The sequence below is a fragment of the Massilia pseudoviolaceinigra genome, assembly GCF_030846505.1.
Taxonomy (GTDB): domain Bacteria; phylum Pseudomonadota; class Gammaproteobacteria; order Burkholderiales; family Burkholderiaceae_D; genus Telluria_A; species Telluria_A violaceinigra.
The window spans coordinates 37840-61902 of sequence record NZ_JAVCWL010000013.1 but is presented as its reverse complement, the minus strand read 5'-3'; the positions used below and the strand labels follow the sequence as shown (position 1 = coordinate 61902).

Genomic DNA, 24063 nt, shown 5'->3' with positions numbered 1-24063 from the left:
ATGCCTGTTTTTTGGCTACCTTCCTGCCTCCTCCGCCTACCCGCCCGCACTGCCAAAGTGTTGCGCCGGAAGATGAATTTGAGCATGATCGATTGCTCAAATGCCAACGATCTACCTCTTTTCGGTTATCATTGCTGTACTGAAAGGTTTAGCCGCACGGCGACGCCTAAACGTTACTCAATGGGATTTAGCATGATCGTAGGAATCGACCTCGGCACCACCAACAGCCTGATCTCCGTTTGGGAGAACGGCGCCGCCCGCCTCATCCCCAACCAGCTGGGCGACGTCCTCACCCCGTCCTGCGTCAGCGTTGACGAAGACGGCACGATCCTGGTTGGCCGCGCCGCGCGCGACCGCCTGCAAACCCATCCGGCCCAAAGTGCCGCCGCCTTCAAGCGCCACATGGGCAGCGACAAGAAAATCACCCTGGGCAAGCGCGCTTTCCGCGCCGAAGAACTGTCGGCCCTGATCCTGCGCGCGCTCAAGGAAGACGCCGAGGCCGCCCTCGGGCAACCGGTCACCGAAGCCATCATCACCGTTCCGGCCTATTTCTCCGACGCCCAGCGCAAGGCCACCCGCGCCGCCGGCCAGCTTGCCGGGCTCAAGGTCGACCGCCTGCTCAACGAGCCGACCGCGGCCGCCCTCGCCTACGGCATCCACCTGCGCGACAGCGAAAGCAGGTTCCTCGTGTTCGACCTCGGCGGCGGCACCTTCGACGTCTCGGTGCTCGACCTGTTCGAGAACGTGATGGAAGTGCGCGCTTCGGCGGGCGATAATTTCCTCGGCGGCGAAGATTTCGTCACCGCGCTGGTCGACCGATTCTTCGAGCACAACAAACTCAACAAGAACTATCGCGAGAACGCGCACTTCATGCAGCGCCTCGGCGCCCAGGTCGAGCTGGCCAAGCGCGAGCTGAGCACGTCCGCGCGCGCGCTGATCCGCGTCACCGACGGCAGCGACAATTTTTCGATGGAACTCGACGAGTCCACCTTCGAGACCCTGTGCGCACCCTTGCTGGCGCGCCTGCGCCACCCGGTCGAACGGGCCCTGCGCGACGCCAACCTGGTCGGCGCCCAGCTCGACAATATCGTGCTGGCCGGCGGCGCCACCCGCATGCCGGTGGTGCGGCGCATGGTGGCGCGCATGTTCGGCCGCTTTCCGGCCTGCGACATCAATCCGGACGAAGTCGTCGCGCTCGGTGCGGCAGTCCAGGCCGGCCTGAAAGGCAAGGATGCCGCCCTCGACGAAGTCGTCATGACCGATGTCTCGCCCTATTCCCTGGGCGTCGAAATCGCCATGCACTACGAATCGGGCGGCCACTCCAGCGGCCACTTCGACCCCGTAATCGAGCGCAATACCGTGGTGCCGGTCAGCCGCGTCAAGACGTACTCGCCGATTCACGATCAGCAAAGCGTTATCGAAATCAATGTCTACCAGGGTGAAGCGCGCATGGTGGCCGACAATATCAAGCTGGGCACCCTGAGCGTTCCGGTCCCACCCGGCACGCGCGACGACAGGTCGGTCGAGGTGCGCTTTACTTACGACGTCAACGGCCTGCTGCAGGTCGAGGCGACCGCCCGCAAGGGTGCCGAGAGCGCCGTCCTGATCATCGAAGGCAACCCGGGCATGATGTCGCCGCAGGAAATCAAGGAACGCCTGGCGTCATTGTCGCAGCTGAAAATCCACCCGCGCGACCGCATCGAAATGCGCACCCTGCTGGCCCGCGGCGAGCGCCTTTATCAGCAATTGCGCGGCAGCGTGCGCGATCAGCTGTCGGTGGAAATGACGCGCTTCGAGGGCAACCTGGAAACCCAGGACAAGCGCATCATCGACGCTGCGGCCAAGCGTTTTGTGGAAGTGCTCGATTACGTCGAACACCAGCACGCCGGCAACCCTTTCGGTGATGCCGACCTGTGACGCTCCCGGCGCCGCCTCCAGGCGGCGCCCCGGCCTCACCCTCACCCTCACCCTTTGCCTGCTCCTGCGCACCTCTTTTTTCTGACCAATGCCCCACATACCCCCTTTTCTCGCCCGCCTGGGCCTCGACCGGAGCGCGGACGAACGCGCGATTCGGCGCGCCTACGCCCGCCAGCTCAAGCAAATCGACCAGGAAACCGAAGCGGACCGCTTCCAGATACTGCGCACGGATTACGAATCGGCCCTGGCATGGCTTTCCTGGGCCAGCCACGAGGATGAGGACGACGATGATGACGGCATCGACGACCGCATCGGCGACGGCGGCGATCACAGCAGCGCCAGCGCCGACGCCGGCCACGCCAGCGATGGCGGACCCGAACCACAACAGCCATCGTACGCGCCGTCCCAGGCCCCGGTGGCATACAACGTTCCTACCTACCGGGCAGATGCGGACGTAGCGCCATCCGCCCGCGACGCTGGCATGGAAACCGATCCCGAGCAGTTGGCCGACGCCGTCTTTCAGCAATTCCTGGACGCGCTGGCCAAGCTGCGCGCAGGCCGCATGCTCTATGATGACGGCCTCTGGGCCGACGAACTGCAGCGCTGCCTGAACGACGACCGCCTGCTCAATATCGCCGCCCGCATGGTATTCGAGGCGCGTATTACCTATTTCCTGGCCGGTACTCGCCAGCTCGGTCACGAGACCCTGTTTTTCGCCGCCCTCGGTGTGTTTGGATGGATGTCAGACCGCCATCGCCTCGAAAGGTTCGGCCATCCCGGCGCCATCGTCAATCGCGCCATCGACGAGCGCAATATGTTCCACGTCCAGGACCAGGCCGACCGTGTCGGGCAGCAAGAAGTGCTGTCCGCCTTGCGCAGGCCGGCCGTGCCCCGGCTTGGCGAAGTGCGCCGCATGATGCCGCATTTGCAGACGATGATGGCGCGTTTTCCGGTGTTGATGAGGATCATCGCTGACCAGGAGGCAATCGGCCGCTGGCAAGAGGCATATGCCAGCTTAACGGCAAAGAGCGGCGCGCCGCTAACCGTCAAGGAGAGCGAATGGGCAGCAGCGGGCGAAACGGAAAAGTCAGGCTCGTCGTACGGTTGGATTATTGGTGTGATGATATTGCTTTCCACCCTGTTCAACACGATGAAGTCGAAATCCCCCAATATCCCTATCGCGCCGCCGCCCACCTTGGAGTCGCTCAGTGAGGCTCCGTGGAGGCCGTCACCTCCGAAGCTCGGCCAGGAACAGGATTACGCTCCCCTGCTCACCGCGATGAACAAGAATCCCAGAACCGCGTCCAGCCCGGCGCGCCCCAAGGGCGAGCCGCTGACGCGTGCCCAGCTCGACGAGATCGGCTCGCGCATCGACTACAAGGTCGACAAGGATGCCGCGCCCGGCCTTCGATCGGTCGAGTTTGAAGTACTTCTCGATGCCCGGGGCAAGGTCAAGTCCCTGAAAAAATTGAGCGGATCGGGCGATCAGCGCTACGAGGACGCGGTCGCCAAGGCGATGAGGGAATCGAAGCCGTTCCCGGCGTCGACTACGCGCTTCTTCAGCGTGACCCATTCGGTCCGGATCACACGCGTGCTTCGCCCACCGCAGTTCGTTTCCCCGCCAGTGCCGGTGTTTCCGCCGCCCTCGCGGGAACTCGGGCAGGCACCGGCGGTACCCGAGCCGGCCGAGACCAAGCCGCGCCCTGCGCCGCCCCCGCCCGACGAGGCCAATGAAGACCCGCTGACCACGCAGTAAGCGGGGGCGCACACGGAGGGACGACAATGCACGTATTACGAATTGACATGCGCTTCGCCGGTCCGCCGCCTGCTGACGGCCCAGGAGAGGAAATGATTCTGTATCTGGGCGCGCTGCGTATGAACGGCCAGGTCTGCGGCAGCGATTGGCCGATCGTCATGGAAAATGGCTGTTACGTCGCGACCGTCCTGGCGCCCGCGGCCGATTCGCTCGACGCGCGGTATAACGGCACCCATGTCAGGCAGCGTATCGCTGATGCGCGGCAGGCAGGCGTCACCTTTGCCTGGTCGGTGATCGGGGAACAGTCCGACTCCGCTCAGGCATGCGGCTGTGCCGACCCCAGCGCTTACCTTTTGTTCACCACCTATCTGACGGTGGAATCGCCAGTGCAGTGCATGGACTGCTTCGGCGTGGTGCCGCTCTATCGCTTCAAGGCGCCGCCCGATGCCGATTTTTACGACGTCATGTCGTGGCAGTCTGATTATCAATCATGCGATCAGTTGCAAATGAATTGCACGGTACTGGAACAAGCGGCCACTGGCCAGATGTCTGCGGTCGATAGCGCACTGTCGCTGGCGGGCCGCGCATGCTGCGCCAGGTTGTCAGAACGGTCCGGTAAGCCATTCTATTATTATCTGTACCGGGGCAAGGGCCGCAGTGCTGCCCAGGAAGCGCTGCGACGCTGTCCGGGTTGCGATGCACCATGGCATTCGCCCGCGACACCGCATGGAGTTTTCGACTTGCGGTGCGACCAGTGCCGGCTACTGTCGAACCTTGCCTTTAATCTGCGCGGCAGCTATATGATGGCAGCCTCTGACACATTTTCCGACCCGATTTCCCCATGCCCACCCTGATCCTGACCCCGCGCCATACCGACGATTCGCTCATACTGTGGAAGGCGGCGGCGCGCCTTGGCTGGCAGGTGGAGCGGCTGGCCGCGTGGCGCGTGCCGCCGGCGCTGCAATCGCTGGCCGATCCGGTGCTGTACGGTGAAGCCCTGTTCGGCCCGACCCTCGCGCAGCAGCTCGGCCTGGCCTTGCTCAATCCGGCGGAAGACTGGCTGGTGCAGCTTCCCTTCGACTACCGCAAACGCGACATTACCCTTTCCACGCTGGGCGCCGCGCGTCAGCTTGCGGCGCCGGCATTCATCAAGCCGCCCAACGACAAGAGCTTTCCGGCGGCCGTCTATCGCGGATCGGAACTGCCTGCCGAATATGACGATGCCATGCCGGTCCTCGTTTCCGGCGTGGTCACATGGGAAATGGAATTTCGCTGTTTTATTCTCGGCCGGACCCTGTGCACCTATTCAATCTATTCGCGTTGGGGCGAGCTGCAGCGCGATGCCGGCTTTCACAGCACCCCTGAAGAGGATGCGCAACTGGAGGCCTTCATTGCCCGGCTGCTGGCCGACCCGGCCGTCGATCTGCCCGCCGCCACCGTGGTCGACGTCGGCGTCATCGCGGGTCTCGGCTGGGCCTGCGTGGAGCAGAACGCGGCCTGGGGCGCGGGCATCTACGGCTGCGACGCCGAACGCGTTCTCGCGGTGCTGGAGCGTGCCTCGGTCAAATGTTGATAGTGCTTATGCGAAAAACGCGGCGCAGCAAGTGTCGCAAATCAAGGACGTTTCGTGACCGCCTTTGATGCCGCGCAAAGTCGGTGCACTTGACGCGGGATGCACGGTGGGTGATGCCTATAATTTAATCCGCAGCCAGCCTCAGCATTAATGGTGAACGCGGCTCGGCCGGGAATACGCGCCACCTTTCCCGAGGAGCAAATTACTGACGGCATCACGAGGAGCATCACGCTATGGATACCAACGCTGTCGATCTGCGATTGACCTCATCGTCAACGCCCTTCCCGCCGTTCCGGCATCCGGTAAGGCGCTCGCGCCGCCGCACGTGCAGCTGAGCCCTTGCTATGCGGGACCTACCGGAATCTGGCGTTGGCATGGTCTGTCTTCCCGGCCTCGAAGCGTTTATCGATGCCAATAAAGACCTGATCGACGTCATCGAAATCGAGCCCCAGCCGCAGTGGTTCAAATCGGCCGCCGCCGGGGTGCCGTACGCAATCAACACCGACGTATTGGCGCAATTGCGCGCCGACCCTCACCCCAAACTGGTGCATGGCGTCGGTTTTCCGATTGGCGGCAGCGTGCCGCCTCAGCCTGAGCAGGTGGCGCTGTTTGTCGATGTCGTCAAGGCGCTCGACGTGGAATGGGCCAGCGAGCATCTGAGCTTTTCGCGCGCCAGCGGACCGGATGGCGTCTTCAATACCGGCTTTTTGCTGCCGCCGCTGCAAAGCGCCCAAACGGTGGCGCTGGCCGCAGCCAATATCCGCACGCTCAGCGCCCGGTTACCGGTGCCGTTCGCGTTCGAGACCGGCGTCAATTACCTGCAGCCGGTGCCTGGCGAAATGGCGGACGGCGCGTTTTTCGGCGCCATTGCCGAGGAAGCCGACTGCGCCATCCTGCTCGACCTGCATAACCTCTGGTGCAACGAGCGCAATGGCCGCCAGAGCGTGCTGGCGGCGCTCGACGATATGCCGCTCGAACGCGTGTGCGAAGTCCATCTGGCGGGCGGCGATTATCTCGACGGATATTATCTCGATGCGCATTCGGGGCTGGTGCCGGCCGACCTGATGCAGCTGGCCCACGCGGTGCTGCCACGCCTGCCCAATCTCAAGGCGCTGGTGTTTGAAATTGTGCCAGCGTATATGCCCGCGCGCGAGATCGCGCATCGCCATCTGACGGCGCAGCTGCACGAGTTGCACCGCCTCTGGGACGAGCGCAAGTCAACCCTGCAGGTAGCGTGCACGGCGCCGCGCGGCGTTGTGCCCCACGCGGCGGCAGCCGACGGCGCCTTGCCGTCACCGCCGCAATGGGAACGTGCGCTGGCCGGTAAAGTGCTGGGAATCGACCACGACGAGCCTTTTGCGCTGCCGCTCGATGCCGATGAAGGTATTCGTGTGCTGCGCCAGATGGTGGCGGCGGTACGCAGCGGAACCATCGTGGAGTCGATGACGCTCAGTTACCGCCTCATTTCGCTCACAATTGGCGAAACGGCGTTTCTCGCGCTGTTGCAGGCATTCTGGAAAACCCGGCCGCCGGAGCCGTTTGCCACCGAAGAAGCGCTCAACTTCGCTGAATTCCTGCGTACCCAGGCGCTCCACATTCCGCATCTGGACGAGGTGCTGGCGTTTGAAGTGGCCACGCACCAGGTGCGCATGTACGGGCAGCCAAAAACCGTGCGCTTCACCTGTTCGCCCATGCCGCTGCTGATGGCGTTGCGCACCGCGCGCATGCCCGACTTTACCGACCGGGGGGAATTCGCATTGACCATCGGCCCCTGAGCACCGCGCCCTGACGCTCAGCGCCCCTGGCGCCGCACCAGTTCGATTTCGAACAGCTTGGGCCAGAGCTTGCCGGTGACAAACAGACGCCGCTTCTTGCTGTCGTAAGCGATGCCGTTGAGGACATCGACCGTTCCGGCGGCCCGGCTTTTCTCGTCCAGCAGTCCGGCCAGGTCAATCCAGCCGACCACCTTGCCGTCGGCAGGGTCGATGCGCGCGATCACGTCGGAACCCCACACATTGGCAAACAGCTCGCCGTCGACCCATTCCATTTCGTTGAGGCGGTCGACCGGCTTGCCTTCGGCCGTGACCTGGATGCGCCGCACTTCCGCCAGCGTTTTTGGATTGAGCACGCGGATGGCGGCGCTGCCGTCGCTCATGAAAATGTCGCTGCCATTGTTCGCCAATCCCCAGCCTTCGCCGGGGTAGGAAAAGGTCTGCTTCATTTTCAGGGTCGTTTTATCGAACACGAAACCGACATGCGAGGTCCAGGTCAGGCTCACGATGTTGTTGCCGACGTCGGTAATGCCCTCGCCGAAGTAATCCGACGCGATGTCCGTTTTCATCAGCACCTTGCCGGTTTTCAGGTCGGTTTTACGGACCGACGACTTTCCGTTCAGGCCGGTGCTCTCGTACAAAATGCCATCGGAATAGAACAGCCCCTGGGTAAAGGCGTCCGGGTCGTGCGGATAGGTGTTCTTGACCACAAAGCCGTACACGGGGATGGCGGCCTGCGCCGCGCCGGCACAGGCCAGCAGCAAACTCAGTGCCGCAATTGGGAATCTCTTCAAATAACACCTCAGGTCGAATCGCTGAAACGGAAGCCATGCCATGCTTCAAGGCATGAATACTAATACAATTGTAGCGGGACGGCGCCGCGAGCGCGGCTGCCGCCATAAAAATGAACAGCCAACATGGGAGTCTGTCTTGAACATTCGTGATGCCGGAGCTGACGACGCCGCCGCAATCGTCGCCATCTATAACCACTATATCCTGACCACCAGCATCTCGTTCGAGGAAGAGAGCGTCAGCGAGGAGGCAATGGCCGGCCGCATCAGCGATATCCAGCAAGCCGGATTGCCCTTCCTTGCCATGACCGAAGGCGACACCGTCATCGGCTACGCCTACGCCACCAAGTGGCGGGTGCGACGTGCCTACCGCTTCGCGGTCGAGAGCTCGATCTATCTTGCCCCGGAGCTGGGCGGCAAAGGCTATGGCGCCGCGCTGTACCAGGCATTGCTGGCGCGTCTGGCGCAGGGTGAGGTTCACATGGTGATCGGCGGCGTTGCGCAGCCGAACGAGGCCAGCGTCGCGCTGCACGAAAAACTCGGCTTCAAGAAGGTCGCCCATTTCAGCGAAGTCGGTTTCAAGTTCGGGCGCTGGATCGACGTGGCGTACTGGGAACTGAAACTGCAAGGCGCGTAAAAGGCGACTAATCATCGAATGGTAGCAATTTCCGCTTGGAATGCTAACATGCAAAATTGCATAGTTTGCAACCCAAGGAAAATTGATGGACGTAATTCTGTTTTTGCTGCCGTTCGCATTCTATTATCACTTCCTGCGCTTTCGCAAGGCGGCGGCGCGACGGGCCGATGAGCTGGAGAAAACCGTCGCGGCATTGACCGCCGAGGTGATCGCGCTCAAGGAAGACAGGTCGCGTGGTCCATCCGTGGCGTCGGCTACCGCGACGGCTGCCATACCCGAGGCCGCGCCGGTGACCGCGCCGGTGACCGCGCCGGCTACCGCGCCGTCGGCTGCGCCCGATCCCGCGGCGCCACCCATGCCCGCGCGGGCCACTCCCGACGAAGCCAGGGTACTGTATATGCCGGTGGTGATGCGACCGGTCCGCGTACCCGCGCCGCATTCTGGTCCGGCGGTGCCGTTTAGGCCTGCCGATCCCCTGCCGGCGCCGCAGCCTGCCGCGCCCGCGCAGCCGATGCGCCGCCCGGAGCGTGTCGATCCGCCTCTGGCGCCGACCCCGGCGTGGATGCTGGCGGCGAAGAAATGGCTGTTTACCGGCAACCTGGTCGCCAAGCTCGGCCTGTTCATTTTGTTTATCGGCGTCAGTTTCCTTCTCAAGTATGCGGCCGAGCGCACCACGGTGCCGATCGAACTTCGCCTGGTCGGCATCGTCATTGCCGATATCGCCCTGCTGGTCTGGGGCTGGCGTATCCGCGATACGCGCCGTGGCATCAGCCTGCCCGTGCAGGGCGCCGCACTGGGTATCCTGATGCTGGTGACCTTCGGCGCGTTCCGGCTGTATCAGCTGATTCCAAGCGGCATGGCGTTCGGCCTGCTGTTCGTGCTGACCTTCTTCACCTGCCTGCTGGCGGTGCTGCAAAATGCTTTCTGGCTGGCCGTGTTCGGCATTTTCGGCGGCTTCCTGGCGCCGATCATGACCTCCACCGGCCAGGGCAGCCATATCGCGCTGTTTTCGTACTACGCACTGTTAAATGCGGGCATCCTGGGCATTGCGCTCAAGCGCTCGTGGCGCACGCTGAACCTGATCGGCTTCGCCTTCACCTTCGTGATCGGCACGGCCTGGGGCGTGCTGCGCTACACGCCGGAAAATTACCTGTCCACGCAGCTGTTCCTGATCGTCTTCGTGTTCTTTTACGTGGCCATCGCCATCGCTTTCGCCGCGCGCCAGGCGCCGGCGCTGAAGAACTATGTCGACGCCACGCTGGTCTTCGGCGTGCCGCTGCTCGCCTTCGGCCTCCAGTACGGGCTGGTCAAGGATACCCGTTTCGGTGTGGCGTTCTCGGCGCTCGGCCTGGGCCTGTTCTACACCACGGCGGCGCTGGCCATGTGGCGGCGCGGCGCGCAAAACTTCAGGCTGCTGGTCGAATCGTTCCTGGCCCTCGGCCTGGTGTTCGGCACGCTGGCCCTGCCGTTCGCGCTCGATGGCCGCTGGACCTCGGCCGCATGGGCGCTGGAAGGCGCCGGCGTGGTCTGGGTCGGCCTGCGCCAGCGCCAGGCGCTCACCTGCGCCTTCGGCCTGCTGGTGCAAGCCGGTGCGTGGATCTCGTTTATCGCCACCATCAGCGGTATCGATGGCCAGGCCGAGGCCGCGAATGCCAATCTGTGGCTCGGCTTCCTGCTGCTCACCGGCACCGCTTTCCTGATGGCTACCAATTTCCGTTCGCGCGATGGCGACCTGCCCGCACCGCTGCCGGCCTGGCTGGCCGGCGCGTTCCTCACCATCGCGGCGCTGTGGCTGGTGGGCGGCGCGTGGACCGAAGTCATGCTGCGCACCAGCGGCAGCACCCAGGCCGCGCTCATGGCCGCGAGTGGACTGGCGGCATCGGTCATCCTGGCGCTTATCGCCAAACGCATGCAATGGTCGCTGGCGCGCAACCTGGCCCTGGGCGTGCAAGTCGCTGGCGGCGCCGTCCTCGTGCTGCTCACGCTGGCCCTCTTGCTTACCTCGTACTCGCCGCGGGCCGAGCTGTTCCGCACGCCGTTCCTGGCCGCGCTGATCATCTTCGCCGGCGCGATCTTCAGCAGCTGGGCCATGCAGCGCGTGCCGGAGCAACAGTATCCCAAGCTGTCCAAGGCCATGCTGCTGTGGTCGGCGCTCTGGTGGTTCGCTCCCGTGCTGGTGTTTTTCTGCACCTGGCTCAACAGCCGCTACCAGCTGATCGGCGCCGGTGAGTCGGCCAGCGTTTCCCTGCTGTCGGTGTATGGCGTGGCCGTGGCGCTGTCGGCGCTGGCGTTTGCCGCTGCGGCACGCCGGCTGGCGTGGCACTCGCTGCGCTGGCTCAGCGTTGCCGGCTGGGCCGGGCTGCTGGTGGCGACCGTGACCATTCTGGTGGAACTGTACGAAGGCTACGCCATCGCGCTCGAAGCCGGGATTGCCCTGGGCAGCCTGTGGCTGACGTCGGAATACCTGCTCAAGCGCTGGCCGCTCAATGGCTGGACCATCCCCGCGCCGTGGCTGAAGGCTCTGCACACCCTGCGTACCGCCGGTCCGTGGCTGATGATCTGGCCGGCCGCCGCGATCGCGGTATCGCGCTGGCTGTACGGTGTCGACGACGCCGACGCAGTCCTGCTGAGCCAGGCGGGCTGGCACACCAGCGGCAGCTGGGCCAACTTCATCCCGGCCTGGCTGATGATGCTGGCCATCGTCTGGGTGAGCGCCCGCGCGCGCGCCGGCAAGTGGCCGACAGCGCCCGTGGCCAGCTGGCACCGGGGCGTGCTGATCCCGCTGGCGACCGGCTGGTCGCTGACGCTGGCCGCCGTATGGAACCTGACCCAGGACGGCGCCATGGCTCCCCTGCCCTATCTGCCGGTGCTCAATCCGCTCGACCTGACCAGCGGCTTCGCCATGCTGCTGGCGGTGGTGTGCTACCGCATGCGCCTGGCGGACCAGCCCGGCGAGAGCGAGCAGATATTCCTTGCGCGCGTACCCACGGCGCTGGCCTGGGCCGGCTACGCCTGGTTCAACCTGATGCTGCTGCGCACGGCGGCGCATTATCTGGGCATCCCGTACAACTTCGACACTTTGTTCGCGTCGCAGTTCATTCAGGCCATGCTGTCGCTGGTGTGGAGCGTGTCGGCGCTGCTGCTGATGTGGCGCGCGGCAAAGCAGGAATCGCGCAGGCAGTGGATTGTCGGCGCGGTGCTGCTCGGCCTGGTGGTCGGCAAACTGTTCCTGGTCGACCTGTCGAACGTGGGCGGGGTGGCGCGCATCATCAGTTTTGTCGGCGTCGGCTTGCTGATGGTCGTGATCGGCTATATTGCACCGTTCCCAACCCAACACGACACGCCGCCCGAAGCGACGGCAACATGAACCAAGGATCCGACTCGATGCTGAACAAACCACTGGCCCTTTTCTACGTGGCCGCACTGGCCGCCTCGGCCGCTCCGCTGGGCGCGGCCGAGGCGCCGGCCAGCGACAGGCCGGACGACTATCGCCACGCCCTGCCGCTGAGCGTGAGCGGCAAGGAATCGGTGGTGCAGCTGCGCCTGCCGAAAGAGGTCTACTTGCATGCGCGCACGGCCGACCTGCGCGACCTGCGCCTGTTCGATGCGCAGGGCAACAAATTGCCGTTCAGCCTGCAGGAACCGGTGGCGCGGGCCGAGCGTTCGCGGCGCGACCTGCCGGTGCGCCTGTTCGGGGTGCAGACGGCGCGTCCCGCAGGTTCGACGGCGGACATCGACATCGACGTGCAGCGCTCCGGCGACGGCACGGTGCTATCGGTCAGCACGCGTTCGCGCCCGGCCGCGGCCGCTTCCGGCATCGATACCCTGGTGCTCGACCTGGGCGCGCCGGCAACGTCGGTCAGCATCGATGCCCTGCGTTTCACCCTGCCAGCCGGGGTGAGCAGCTACAGCGCGCGCGTGGTGCTGGAAGTGAGCGACGATCTCAAGCGCTGGGATACGGTCGGCGAGACCGATCTTTCCTGGCTGGTCAATGAGCGCACCGAAACCTTGGCCAGCGACCGCATGGACTTCGAGGCACGGTCATTTCGCTACGCGCGCCTGGGCTGGCGCCAGGGCAAGCCGCTGCAGTTTGCCGCCATCAGCGCCGAATCGCCCTTGAATACGGCGCTGGCGCCGGCCGTGGAGCGCCTCGTCATCCAGCCCAAGCCGGGCCGTTTTCCCAATGACCATGTCTATCCTTCGTCGCTGGCCATTCCCGTGCAACGCATCGGGCTCGACCTGGGCGAACAGAATGTGGTGATGCCGGCCCAGCTGGGCCGTTACGTGGAATTGCCCGACCGCCAGGGCGGCCGGACGACGACCTGGCATTTCGAGCCGCTGGCGGCCGCCACCTTCTATCAGCTGACGCAGGGCGGCAGGCGGCGCGCCTCGGGCGACATCAGCATTACCCCAGCGCATCAGGCCGAGTGGGTTTTGCGCACCGAAACAGCGGGTACGGCGGCACCGGCGCTGCGCCTGGCATGGTCGCCCGCCACCGTGGTGTTCCTGGCGAATGGCAAGCCGCCGTACCGGCTCGCTTTCGGCCGGGCCGACGCCAAACCGGGCGCCAGCGCGCTGGCCCAGGTAGCGCCCGGATTCACGCCGGCGGAAATTGCCGCGCTCGAAAGCGCCGTGGCCGGCCCGCTGGAATCGGTCAAGGCGGGGGCCGCCGACGCTCCCGGCGCTGCGGAGAAAGCAGCCGCTGCCGCGCGGACCCGCATGTTCGGCCTGTGGGCCGCCCTGCTGGCCGGGGTGGGCGTGCTTTCCTTCATGGCGTGGCGCCTGATCAAGCAAATGAAGTAGAGAATCGGAAAGGACCGCATGCCGCGCGCTTGCGGTGCGACAGTGCCGGGCCCGGCTTTGCCGCCTACGCTGACTGACAGGGAGTTCAACGACTGGCAGTCATTCGGAGGAAATCGACATGGAGATCCGGCCTGGTTCATTCAATTTTGCGCGCACAAGCGACGATGGACCGCAGACGGCGGAAACGGCCGTGGTGTTTCCGCGCCGGGTGCTGCGCGCCACCGCCGGCATGGCCGGCTACTCGGCTACCTTCGACGACGGCGACCACCACCTCGGGCGCCTGACCGTCGAACTGAGCGCCACCATCGATCCGGCCGACGACACCCGGGTGCTGGTCGGCGCAACTTTCGGCTTGCGCGACTGGTCCAACGACTGGGATGACGATTACAGCGGCAACCTGCAGTTCGTCGTGCTGGCCGAGCTGGAACGGGTCACGCCGCCGACCCCGGGCAATCCGCGCGGCGACCTGATCATCGCCGATGCCGAGATCAGCCAGGTCATCCAGCACTTTCGCAGCAGCGCCCATCTGAACAGCGCGAACGTGTTTCCGGATAACTCGATCCGGCTGGTGGCGGACAAGCCGACCGCCGTGCGCCTGTACGTCGACTACGATGCCAGCTCCGGCCTGGCGCCCATCCCGAGCCTGAGCGGCACGCTCGACGTGACCGGCCCGGGCGGCACGCTCACGCTCACGCCGCTGGCACCCATCGTGCCGCGGCGCGACGCGCAGATTGCGCGCGGCCAGGCCGGCCATACCTTGACGTTCATCATTCCGCAGGAACGCTCGGTCGGCACGGTGACAATGCGCGCCCGCGTCTTTTCCGCGTTCGACCCGACCCAGTTCTCGGCCACGTTCGAGCGCACCCTGACTTTCGAGGCCATTCCCGCGCTGCCGGTGATGGCGGTCGGCATCAATTACACGGGACCGGACGTGAACGATGGCGCCACCCCGGCTTCCCTGGCCGCGCCCGGCCTGGCCGACTTCGTCAATACGGTGATGACGACCGAAAAGCTGTTCCCGATTCCGCAAGTGAACATGACCAGCTTCGTGACCATGGATTACGATGAAGAAATCGAGTCCGACATTAACGAGGGCTGCGACAAGTTCGACGACCTGCTCGATGCCGTGGCCGAGCTGCGCGGCGATTCGGAAGACATCGTGCTCGGCCTGTACAACACGGGCGTGCGCACCGGCTCGGTGGGCGGCTGCGGCGGCGGTGGCGCCGCCGTCGCGCGCAGCGGACGCGGCGCCACCGTGGCGCACGAGCTCGGCCACGCACTGGGGCGCGCGCATGCGCCCTGCGACAACGTGACGCGCTGCGCGACGCCGCACAATACAGACGACGGTTATCCGCGCTACAGCGGGTTTGACTCCGACAGCATCGGCGAGTTCGGCGTCGATACCGCCGACGGCAGCATCAAGGATCCCGCCAGCGCGCACGATATCATGGGTTACTCGGGCAACAAATGGATCAGCCCGTACACCTACAAGGCCCTGCTGAGCCGCATACCGGCCGTCGCCGGCCCCTCGCCGGCCGCCGCCAGCCGCATCGACGAGGACCGTGGCGACTGGATCAAGATCAAGACGCCGCAGCTGTTCCTGGTCATGAGCATCACCCGCAAGCGCGTGATCCGGATGGGGCCGGCCTTTCATTTTCCCGCCTATCCGCAACCGCTGGGGACGATGCCGACCAGCTTCGAGGTGGAATTGCAGGATGACAAAGGCAATATGCTCAAGCACGCCTGCCTGTTCGCCTCGGCGCATGCGGGCGCCTGCGCCTGCGCGCACGACGCATTTCCGCTGCGCATACGGCAAGCAATCGGCTTCGATCCGGCCGCCACGCGGCTGGTGATCTACGAATGCGGCGAGCCGCTGTTCGAGTGCCAGATCGGCGAAGCGCCGCCGCTGGAACTGGCCGTCGATGGGGCCGCGGATGCACTGGCGCCATCACTGAGCCTGCGCTGGAGCGCCGCCGCCGATCATCCTCTCTGGTATCTGGTGCAGTGGCGCGACGCCGTGGGCACCTGGCGCGGGCTGGCGCCGCGCACCACGGCGAACTCGCTGACGGTGCCGAAATGGGTGTTCGGGCGCCAGCAGGCGGTCGGCATCCGGGTGCTGGCCAGCAGCGGCATTGCCACTGGCGAAGTACGCTGGGAAGGCCAGTTGGCGCCGCCGCCCATCCTGCGCGCCGCGCGCGTGACGATCGGACTGGCCGGCATTTCCTCGGCGGCCAGCGGCACGGTCGCGATTCCGGCCTTGCTGCGCGCGAACGTCCGAACCGAACGCGGCGCGGCCCTGCCCGCCTCCCAGGTGTTCTGGTACGACCATCGCGGTACCGAAATCGGACGCGGCGGCACGCTCGACCTGCGTGTGCTCAGTCCGGGTTTTCACACGATCACTACGGTCGTGCTCGACGGCGGCCAGGGAGCGGGCAGCAAGGACTGGGACATCGAAGTACGGCGCGGCGGGCAATTCCTGCTGCATCTGAAGCAGCCTTCCTCTCACGACGCAAAGGAGTAAGCCATGCAAATCCTCAACGGCAATATCGCGTTCAACCGCAGGCGCAACGAAGGCCCACGGCGCGAAAGTACGGAAGTTGTTTTTCCGACGGCGGTCACGCAGGCCACAGCCTTGCTGATCGGCTTCGATGCGGCGTTTTCGCCGCGCGACGACCACCATGTCGGCAATCTGGAAATACGCCTGGAAACGGAGATCGATCCTCTGGCGCCGCGCCGGGTCAACGTGCACGCCGTTTTCGGCCTGCGCGACTGGTCGGGCGACTGGGATGATCATTACGAGGGGGAAGTGTTCTTCAGCGTCGTGGCGGAGTAAGCGGCGCGCGGCCAGGCGCCGCGCGCCCGTATTAAAACAGCAGCGAGACGCTATGCAGCGCCAGGCCCACCAGCCCGCCGACGATGGTGCCGTTGATGCGGATATATTGCAGATCGCGCCCGACATGCAGCTCGAACTTGCGCGCGATCGTTTCCGCATCCCAGCTGCGGATCACGCGCCGCACCAGGGCGATGATCAGCTCGCGCTTGGCCACGATGGTCTCGGCGGCGAAGGTGCGCAGCCAATCGTTGATGCGCTGCTGGATCGCCGGATTGCGCTCCAGCGCCCGGCTGAAGGCTTGCAGGGCCGATTGCAAGTGCGCGGACAGCTGCGAATTTTCCGATTCGGCATCGGCCAGCAAGCGCTCGCGTACGTCTTCCCACACCTGTCCGACGTAGGTACGGAACAAGGGATGGCTCAGGCTACTTTCCAGCAAGCCGCGCAACTTGGCTTCGTACTCGGGTGAATGGGCCAGGTTGTCGATCAGCTCTTCGGTGGCAGCCTGGAAACGCACGCGCCATTCGCTGTCTTCGCCCTGGATTTCTTCCAGGGTGTTCTGCACCCCTTCCATCAGGCGTTCGTAGAATTTCTCGTCGATCGCGCGGGGCAGCCAGCGCGGGCTGTGCTCGTGCACTTTCTGGCGGATATACGGACGGTGCGATTCGAGCGCGCCCGAGACGATCCCGAGCAAACGCTCCAGCAGCACATGGTGCTGGCGCCCGGCCACCAGCACCGACAACACTTGCGACAGGATGGGTGCGAGCTTGACGTCTTCCAGCGCGCCGGAGAGGGCTTCGCGCAGGAAGCCGGCGGCGTCCTTGTCGTCGATCATGCGCAGCAGCACCGGCACCGCGCTGACGGCCTGGTCTGCCACGGCGCGGCTGTTGGCGGGCTGCGCCAGCCAGTGCGCGGCCGAGCCGGCGAAGTCGATGCGCACCAGTTCAGCATGCACGACGTCGTAGCTCATGAAATTCGTTTCGAGGAAATTGCCCAGATTCTCGCCGATCTTTTCCTTATTCGTGGGAATGATGGCGGTATGCGGGATGGGCAAGCCCAGCGGATGGCGGAACAAGGCGGTGACGGCGAACCAGTCGGCAATCGCGCCGACCATCGCCGCTTCCGCGAACGCGCCCACGAAGGCGAAGGCCGCGTGGCGCGGCTCCAGCAGGCGCGCGACGACGAACAGCACGGCCATCGCCACCAGCAGGCCGGTGGCGATCAGACGCATGCGCGTCAGCCGGGCCTGCTGCTCGCTTTCGTGCACGGAGTGCAACTGGCTCAGAGGTTGATCTTGCCGTGTTCGCCCGGATCGACGTCGGGAGTCGTGCCGGTCAGCACGGCCTTGGCCATCTCGAACAGGCTGACCACCTTGCCGGCGCTGGAATCCCAGTACTCGGCGCTGCTGGAAACGACGCGCACCAGCACGACGTGCGGATCATCCGGACCGTGCGGGTACCAGGCCTGGACCGCCGGGTTCCACATGGCCTTGATCTTGGCGCGGTCGACGATGCGCTCGGCGCGGCCGCTAACCGAGACATACACATGGTCTTCCGGCTCGGCGAAGCTGACGTTCACCTCCGGGCGCGACACGATGTCTTCCCACAGTTCGGTATCGGTGGACGTGTAGAACCACAGGTTGCCGTCGTTGTCGGTTTCCTGGTTGGTCATCGGGCGGCTGATGAGGCGGCCCTGCTCATTGACGGTGGTGAACATGGCGAAGCGAATCGACTTGATCTTGGACCTGAGTTCAGCCACTTGATCGGAATGGGTAAATGCTGACATGGGCTTTTCCTTCACGCTGTTCTAGGTTATTAAGAAACTATATCGTAATCGCAATAGTCATGCGCTTCTGTGCGCAAGCGAACTTACCCCGCACGATGGCCGGATCAAGGGGTCAGATGCGGTTCAACACATCAGCTCGAAAAACTCCCCATAGGTTCAATTACGCACATTGATGTGTATCAGTCTGCGCATTGAGCGCGCGCTGATACTGAAAAAAGACCCACAAGGAGCCAACGTGAGTATTCCCGGCGATGATCCAGTGACGACCGTGCAAGAGACCGTGCAAGACCCGCATGCCTCATTCATCGAGAGCCTGGGCATCTTCACGCGCCAGCATCGGGCTGGCCACTGGTCGGGCACGTTTGCCCAGTTCATGGAACAGGTGCTGCCGCGCGCGCCGCATCAGCTTGCGCGCAGCTCGCACCAATACATCTGGGACATGATCCGCGCCACCTGTACCGACGCGGGCGACGGCCACTTCCGCTGCCGCCTGTTCGGCGAAGACCTGTTCGGCATCGACGACGCCATCGACCGCGTGGTCGACTACTTCAGGGCGGCCGCCGCCGGTTCCGAGGTCGGGCGCCGCCTGCTCTTGCTGCTGGGACCGCCCTCGGGCGGCAAGTCGACCCTCGTGATCCTGCTCAAGCGCGCTCTGGAAGAGTACAGCCGCACCGACGACGGCGCGCTGTACGGCATCGGCGGCTGCCCGGTGCACGAATCGCCCCTGCACCTGGTGCCGCACACCATGCGCGCCAGTTGCCGCAACACTTACGGCATTGAAATCAGCGGCGAGGCCTGTCCGCATTGCCGGGCGCGGCTGGAAGACCAGTACGCCGGCGACTTCATGCAGATGCCGGTCGAACGCTTCTTCGTGTCCGAATCCGGGCGCAGCGGCATCGGCACCTACGCCCCGCACGACCCCACCACGGCCGATCTGGCCGATCTGGTCGGCTCGGTCGACCTGTCCAAGGTGGCGCAGTACGGCGACGAGGGCGATCCGCGCGCATGGTCGTGGTCGGGCGCGGTGTACGCGGCCAGCCGCGGCGTGCTGGAAATGATCGAAATCCTCAAGGTCAAGCGCGAATTCCTGTACCTGCTGCTCACCCTCACCCAGGAAAAGAACGTCAAGGTGTCGCGCTTTCCGCTCATTTACCTCGACGAAACCATCCTGGCGCACACCAATCTGGCCGAGTTCCGCAAATTCCTGCAAGAGAGCGAAAACGAAGCGCTGCTCGACCGCATGGTCATCATCCAGGTACCCTACACGCTCAACTACAAGGAGGAAGCGCGCATCTACAAAAAACTCATTTCGTCGGCGGCGCCGGCATTTCGCGACGTGCACCTCGACCCGCATGTACTGCACGCGGCGGCCGTGTTCGCCATCCTGAGCCGCATCCAGGATGGCGATGAGAAGGACGTGGAGCTGGTCAAGAAAGTGCGCATTCACGCCAACGAAGAAGTCGAAGGCGTGAACCGCGCCGATGTCCGGCGTGTCAAAGAAAAGGACAAGGCGCCGGACGAGGGACCGGCCGGGGTCTCGCCGCGGTTCGTGATCAATGCGCTGTCGAACGCCATCATCCAGTCCAACCGCAAGAGCCTGTCGACCATGGACGTGCTGCTGGCATTGAAAGATGGAATCGAGAGCGATGCCCGCATCGACCCCAAGAAAAAGCGCAAATGGGTCGATTACCTGGTGCTGACGCGCAAGGATTTTTACAACCGCTGGGTCAAGGAAGACGTGCACAAGGCGCTGTTCGTCTCGTTCGAGCAGGAAGCCCAGGATTTGCTCAACAAGTATCTCGATGAGGTTGAAGCCATGCTCGACAATCGCCAGATCAAGGATCCAATCACCAATGAAGAGCGGCGGCCCGACGAGCGCTTTTTGCGCGCGGTCGAGGAAAAGATCCATATTTCGGAGTCCGGCAAGCAATCGTTCCGGCAGGAAGTCGTACGCAAGGCGATGGGCGCCTACAAGCGCGGCACCAAGTTCAGCCTGGAGAGCCATCTTCAACTGAACGACGCGGTACAACAATATCTGTTTGAACAACGGCGCGATGTGCTGCGGCTGGTCAGCTCGGCAAAGCGTCCCGATGACGACATCCGCACAAAAATTTCCGCCGTCGAGAAGCGGCTGGTCGATGAATACGGCTACGACAGCCACAGCGCGCGCGAAGCGCTGAACTACGTAACGACCCTGCTGGCGCAAGAATAGCCGGGTTTTGGAGAGATGGCGTGACGGCGACGATCAACACGGCATGGTACGACCTGTTCTCGCGCGGAGCGCGCGACTGGCTGCGCCACAACGACAAGGTGCGCGACGCCGTGCACAGCCACCTGCCCGAGCTCATCGCCGGCCCCGACCTGATCACCGGTCCGCAGGAACGTACCGTTCAGGTGCCGGTGCGCCTGCTCGAACACACCCGCTTCCGCCTCGCCGACAGCCGCAGCCAGACCGGCGCCGGCCAGGGCGTGGGCAAGCCGGGCGATGTGCTGCAGCCCGGCTCGCCGGAGGAAGAGGACGATGGCGGCACGCCGGGCGAAGGCGGCAATCAGGACGGCGAAGTGCGGCTGCTGCTCGAATTGCCGATCGACGACGTCATGGACTGGGTATGGGAAGAGCTCAAACTGCCCGAGCTCAGGCCAAGGACCAGCGCGCGCATCGACGAGGTGGAACTGGTGCGCGAGGGCTGGGACAAGCGCGGCGCCCGCTCGCGCCTGGACCGGCGCCGTACCGTCAAGGAAGCCATCAAGCGGCGCGCCGTGCAGGCCGATCCGGTGCCCTTCACAAACGACGACCTGCGCTTCCGGCAACTGGTGTCGCGGCTGCGTCCGAGCACCAGCGCGACCATCCTGTTCGTCATCGATGTCTCGGCCAGCATGAGCGAACACGAACGCAAGCTCGCCAAGTCCTTCTTTTTCTTCGCGCTGCAAGGCATCCGGCGCCAGTACGCCCGGGTCCAGACGCGCTTCATCGCCCACACCACCCACGCCTGGGAATTTACCGAAAGCGAGTTCTTCCAGGTCACCGGCACCGGCGGCACGATGGCGTCGAGCGCCTTCCGCCTGGTGCTGGAACTGATTCGCACCGAGCTCGACCCCGCCCAGAACAATCTCTATATGTTTTACGCATCCGATGGCGAAAATTTTACCGAAGACCGTACCGCGACCAGCGCCGCCCTGACCGAACTGGGCAAGCTGTTGAACTACACCGGCTACATCGAAACGCTGCCTGGCGCGCCGCGCACGCTGGAAACCGAGATGCGGCGCCTGTGCAATGAGTTGCAACGGCGTGGCGTCGCTATCGGCAGCACCGTCCTTAGCAATCCGGACGATGTCTGGAGCGCGCTGCGCAAGTTCTTTGTCAGCGAAGGCGAGCACGCGGCAAAGGAGGCAGCGCCATGAGCGACGCCAGCGCCATTCTTGCCGACTACTCCGCGCGCCTGGAAGCGCTGGCGATCGAACTCGGCATGGATTTCCATCCGGTCAACTTCGATCTGGTGCCCAGCAATTTCATGGTCGAGATTGCTGTTTATGGTTTGCCTGTTCGAATGCGGCACTGGTCCTTTGGCGTGCGCTACATTCACCAGCTGGTGCGCCAGCACATGGGCCACTCGAAAATATTTGAAGTCATGTTTCCCGGCGACCCCTGCCACGCGTTCATGCTTGAACAAAACTCCCTGGCCGAAAATACGCTGGTCACCGCGCACGTACTGGGCCACGCCGATTTCGCCAAGAACAATCAATTGTTTTCGCGCTTCATGGCGATGGCGGGCGGCCAGATCCTCGAACAGAGCGCGGCCCGGGCGCACCGCCTCGAACGCGCGCTTGGCGCGCATGGCCAGGATCGGGTCGAAGCGGTGCTCGATGCCGCGCTCGCGCTCGAAACGCATATCGACATCAATCAAGCGCTGCACCGGCCGCGCTATCCCGAATTCCTCACTCCGCGCACCGGTCCCGCGTTTGATCATTTCCACGCCCGCTTCGCCCGGCTGCCCGGCGAGCATGTCGAAACTGCACGCAACGATCCGCCACAACGAACGCCGCTGCCACCCCAGGCCGAATACGACCTGCTGTGGTTCATCGCCCAGTATGCGCCCGAGATGGAAGATTGGGAGCGCGACATTTTCCTGGCAGTGCGCGAGGAAGCCTATTACTTCCACCCGATCCATGCATGCCAGATCATGAATGAAGGCTGGGCCTCCTACTGGCACGCCCGGCTGCTGCGCGAGGCCACTTTCCTTCCGCACGATCTGTACGTATCGGCAATCAAATCGCATTCGGACGTGGTGCGCCCGTTCGCCAGCGGCCAGCAGCTTGCGCTCTCGCTCAACCCGTACCACCTCGGTTTCTCGTTGTGGGAACACATCATCGACAAGCACGGCCTGGAACAGGCGCGCCGGATTTGCCGCGAGGAAGACGATTTTGGCTTCGTGCGCAATTACCTGGACAAGGAACTGGCCGACAAGCTCGACCTATTCGTCTATGAAACGCGCCAGGATGGCGATACCAGAATTGCCAGCCGCGACATTCACCAGATCCGCGAAGCGATTCTGGCGCCGAAATTCAACTATGGCGCGCCGTGCATCGCGGTCAGCCAGGTCGGGCCCGACGGCGCGCTGGCCCTGCACCACGATTACCTGCGCGACGGGCGCGGCCTCGAACTGCCGCAGGCGGAGACAGTGATGGAGTACGTGAAAAGGGTATGGCGCCGCCCGGTGACATTGCACACCGTCGACTTCCGCGGGGTGGTGCGTGTGCTGCCGGCACGAAAACTTTGACGATGAACGGGGCCGCAGTGAGCGCGCCGCCATTGGGGTGCGGCCCGAGACGCCGGCCGAGCACAAGATGCGTACCGAGAGGACAGTCCCTGGCGTATCGTCCATCGGTGATCCGGCTACGCGCGTCCACTGCGGGCGCTGGGGCGACATTGCGTTCATGCTGCTGGCGCACCCGTATGGGCGACATACCATTCCAGCGCCTCATGCAAGCCGTCTTCCAGACGGTGCGTCGGGTGGTAGCCGAGCAGGCGCGCAGCTTTTGAGATATCGGCCTGCGAGTGACGCACGTCGCCCGCCCTGAACGCGCCGTATTCCGGCTGGTAGCCCTCCATGTGCGGAAATCGCTCGGCCAGCAGCGCACGCATCATGGCGAACAGTTCATTCAGGCTGGTACGTGCGTTAACCGCTACGTTGTACACCTGATTCACGGCCGCCGGATCGTCCACCAGACCGGCGAGCAGGTTCGCCTGCACTGCATTGTCGACGAAGCAAAAATCCCGGCTGCTGTCGCCATCGCCGTTGATGCGCAACGGACGGTTATGGATCATCGCATCGAACCACTGCGGAATGACGGCCGCGTACTCGCCTCGCGGGTCCTGGCGCGGGCCGAACACGTTGAAGTAGCGCAGGCCGATCGCATCGGTACCGTAGCAGCGGGCAAACATCTCCGCATACACTTCATTGACGTGCTTGGTGAGCGCATACGGCGATAATGGGCGGCCGATATGGTCTTCCACCTTGGGCAAGCCCGGATGGTCGCCATAGGTCGCGCTCGACGCCGCGTACACGATGCGCCGCACGCCGGCGTCGCGCGCGGCCACCAGCATGTTCAGGAACCCGATCAGGTTGACGTCGCTGGTGAGGATCGGATCGGCGATCGAGCGGCCAACCGAACCGAGCGCTGCCTGATGCAGCACGATATCGACGCCCTGGCAAGCGCGCCGGCAACTGTCCAGGCAGCGGATGTCGCCCTCGATGAAGTCGAACCGCGCCCACGCTTCGGCCGGCACGACGGCGCGCACCTGGGCGAGGTTGGCGCGATAGCCGGTCATCAGGTTGTCGAGCCCGGTGACCCGCTGGCCAAGCCGGAGCAGCGTTTCCAGCAGATTCGACCCAACGAAACCGGCCACGCCGGTGATGAGCCAGTGATGCGGCGTCTCGCGCAAACCGGCGAGGGCATGCTGGTAGCGGCTATTTACAGGGGTGCTCGGCATCAACGTCTCCAGACTGGGCAGACCGCGCCATCGCGGCGCGGTCTGCGGCGTACTGCGGCATCGCATCGGCCTCGGGCCGGCACGAAGCCAATAATCGGGACACCGGCCAACCACGCCGGCAACAGCGGCACTCACGTTTGCACAATCAGACCTTGCAACGCAGTGCCCGGCCGCAACAAAACGGCGTCCAAAGAAATTCTACGGAGC

At 64.3% G+C, this 24063-nt stretch carries 17 protein-coding genes; 13 read left to right on the top strand and 4 right to left on the bottom strand.

Features of this window, described 5'->3' with window-relative positions; all coding sequences use genetic code 11:
• Nucleotides 1-192: 192 nt before the first annotated feature.
• The 5 genes from RBA40_RS14360 (at nt 193) to RBA40_RS14340 (ending at nt 7021) form a co-directional block, all read left to right on the top strand.
• Nucleotides 193-1917, top strand: coding sequence for a molecular chaperone HscC (locus RBA40_RS14360; protein ID WP_306648498.1), 1725 nt, complete (start codon nt 193-195; stop codon nt 1915-1917).
• 88 nt (nt 1918-2005) lie between these two features.
• Nucleotides 2006-3673 carry an energy transducer TonB gene (locus RBA40_RS14355; protein ID WP_306648497.1) on the top strand — a complete coding sequence of 556 codons (1668 nt, stop codon included), beginning with the start codon at nt 2006-2008 and terminating at the stop codon, nt 3671-3673.
• Nucleotides 3674-3765: 92 nt separating this feature from the next.
• Nucleotides 3766-4527, top strand: coding sequence for a DUF2310 family Zn-ribbon-containing protein (locus tag RBA40_RS14350; RefSeq protein ID WP_306648496.1), 762 nt, complete (start codon nt 3766-3768; stop codon nt 4525-4527).
• Complete coding sequence (locus RBA40_RS14345; protein ID WP_306648495.1) at nt 4515-5246, top strand: ATP-grasp domain-containing protein; 732 nt, start codon at nt 4515-4517, stop codon at nt 5244-5246. Before RBA40_RS14350 ends, RBA40_RS14345 begins: the two co-directional genes overlap by 13 nt.
• 374 nt (nt 5247-5620) lie before the next feature.
• Nucleotides 5621-7021, top strand: coding sequence for an MbnB/TglH/ChrH family RiPP precursor modification enzyme (locus tag RBA40_RS14340; RefSeq protein ID WP_306648494.1), 1401 nt, complete (start codon nt 5621-5623; stop codon nt 7019-7021).
• A 17-nt stretch (nt 7022-7038) separates the two neighbouring features.
• Here RBA40_RS14340 and RBA40_RS14335 read toward each other — a convergent pair whose 3' ends face one another.
• Complete coding sequence (locus RBA40_RS14335) at nt 7039-7812, bottom strand: glutaminyl-peptide cyclotransferase (protein ID WP_306648493.1); 774 nt, start codon at nt 7810-7812, stop codon at nt 7039-7041.
• 136 nt (nt 7813-7948) lie between these two features.
• Here RBA40_RS14335 and RBA40_RS14330 point away from each other — a divergent pair, with 136 nt between their 5' ends.
• The 5 genes from RBA40_RS14330 (at nt 7949) to RBA40_RS14310 (ending at nt 16082) form a co-directional block, all read left to right on the top strand.
• Complete coding sequence (locus RBA40_RS14330) at nt 7949-8446, top strand: arsinothricin resistance N-acetyltransferase ArsN1 family B (protein WP_306648492.1); 498 nt, start codon at nt 7949-7951, stop codon at nt 8444-8446.
• A gap of 85 nt (nt 8447-8531) precedes the next feature.
• Nucleotides 8532-11813: a DUF2339 domain-containing protein gene (locus RBA40_RS14325; RefSeq protein WP_306648491.1), complete on the top strand. Its 3282-nt coding sequence runs from the start codon at nt 8532-8534 to the stop codon at nt 11811-11813.
• A 17-nt stretch (nt 11814-11830) separates the two neighbouring features.
• On the top strand, nt 11831-13249 hold the full coding sequence (locus RBA40_RS14320; protein WP_306648490.1) for a DUF3999 family protein: 1419 nt from the start codon (nt 11831-11833) through the stop codon (nt 13247-13249).
• A 118-nt stretch (nt 13250-13367) separates the two neighbouring features.
• Nucleotides 13368-15770 (top strand): M66 family metalloprotease, encoded by a 2403-nt coding sequence (locus RBA40_RS14315; RefSeq protein ID WP_306648489.1) that lies wholly within the window; start codon nt 13368-13370, stop codon nt 15768-15770.
• Nucleotides 15771-15773: 3 nt separating this feature from the next.
• Nucleotides 15774-16082 carry a hypothetical protein gene (locus RBA40_RS14310; RefSeq protein ID WP_306648488.1) on the top strand — a complete coding sequence of 103 codons (309 nt, stop codon included), beginning with the start codon at nt 15774-15776 and terminating at the stop codon, nt 16080-16082.
• A 31-nt stretch (nt 16083-16113) separates the two neighbouring features.
• Here RBA40_RS14310 and RBA40_RS14305 read toward each other — a convergent pair whose 3' ends face one another.
• Complete coding sequence (locus tag RBA40_RS14305; RefSeq protein WP_306648611.1) at nt 16114-17346, bottom strand: DUF445 domain-containing protein; 1233 nt, start codon at nt 17344-17346, stop codon at nt 16114-16116.
• A gap of 14 nt (nt 17347-17360) precedes the next feature.
• Nucleotides 17361-17864, bottom strand: coding sequence for a pyridoxamine 5'-phosphate oxidase family protein (locus tag RBA40_RS14300; RefSeq protein WP_099879016.1), 504 nt, complete (start codon nt 17862-17864; stop codon nt 17361-17363).
• Nucleotides 17865-18099: 235 nt separating this feature from the next.
• Here RBA40_RS14300 and RBA40_RS14295 point away from each other — a divergent pair, with 235 nt between their 5' ends.
• Genes RBA40_RS14295 through RBA40_RS14285 form a run of 3 tightly spaced genes read left to right on the top strand, consistent with a single transcriptional unit; the run spans nt 18100 to nt 22642 of the window.
• On the top strand, nt 18100-20076 hold the full coding sequence (locus RBA40_RS14295) for a serine protein kinase (RefSeq protein WP_306648487.1): 1977 nt from the start codon (nt 18100-18102) through the stop codon (nt 20074-20076).
• A 20-nt stretch (nt 20077-20096) separates the two neighbouring features.
• Nucleotides 20097-21266, top strand: coding sequence for a DUF444 family protein (locus RBA40_RS14290; protein ID WP_306648486.1), 1170 nt, complete (start codon nt 20097-20099; stop codon nt 21264-21266).
• On the top strand, nt 21263-22642 hold the full coding sequence (locus RBA40_RS14285) for a SpoVR family protein (RefSeq protein ID WP_306648485.1): 1380 nt from the start codon (nt 21263-21265) through the stop codon (nt 22640-22642). Before RBA40_RS14290 ends, RBA40_RS14285 begins: the two co-directional genes overlap by 4 nt.
• Before the next feature lie 155 nt (nt 22643-22797).
• On the opposite strand, the gene RBA40_RS14280 is transcribed toward RBA40_RS14285, so the two are convergent.
• Nucleotides 22798-23856 (bottom strand): SDR family oxidoreductase, encoded by a 1059-nt coding sequence (locus RBA40_RS14280; protein WP_306648484.1) that lies wholly within the window; start codon nt 23854-23856, stop codon nt 22798-22800.
• Nucleotides 23857-24063 lie beyond the last annotated feature (207 nt).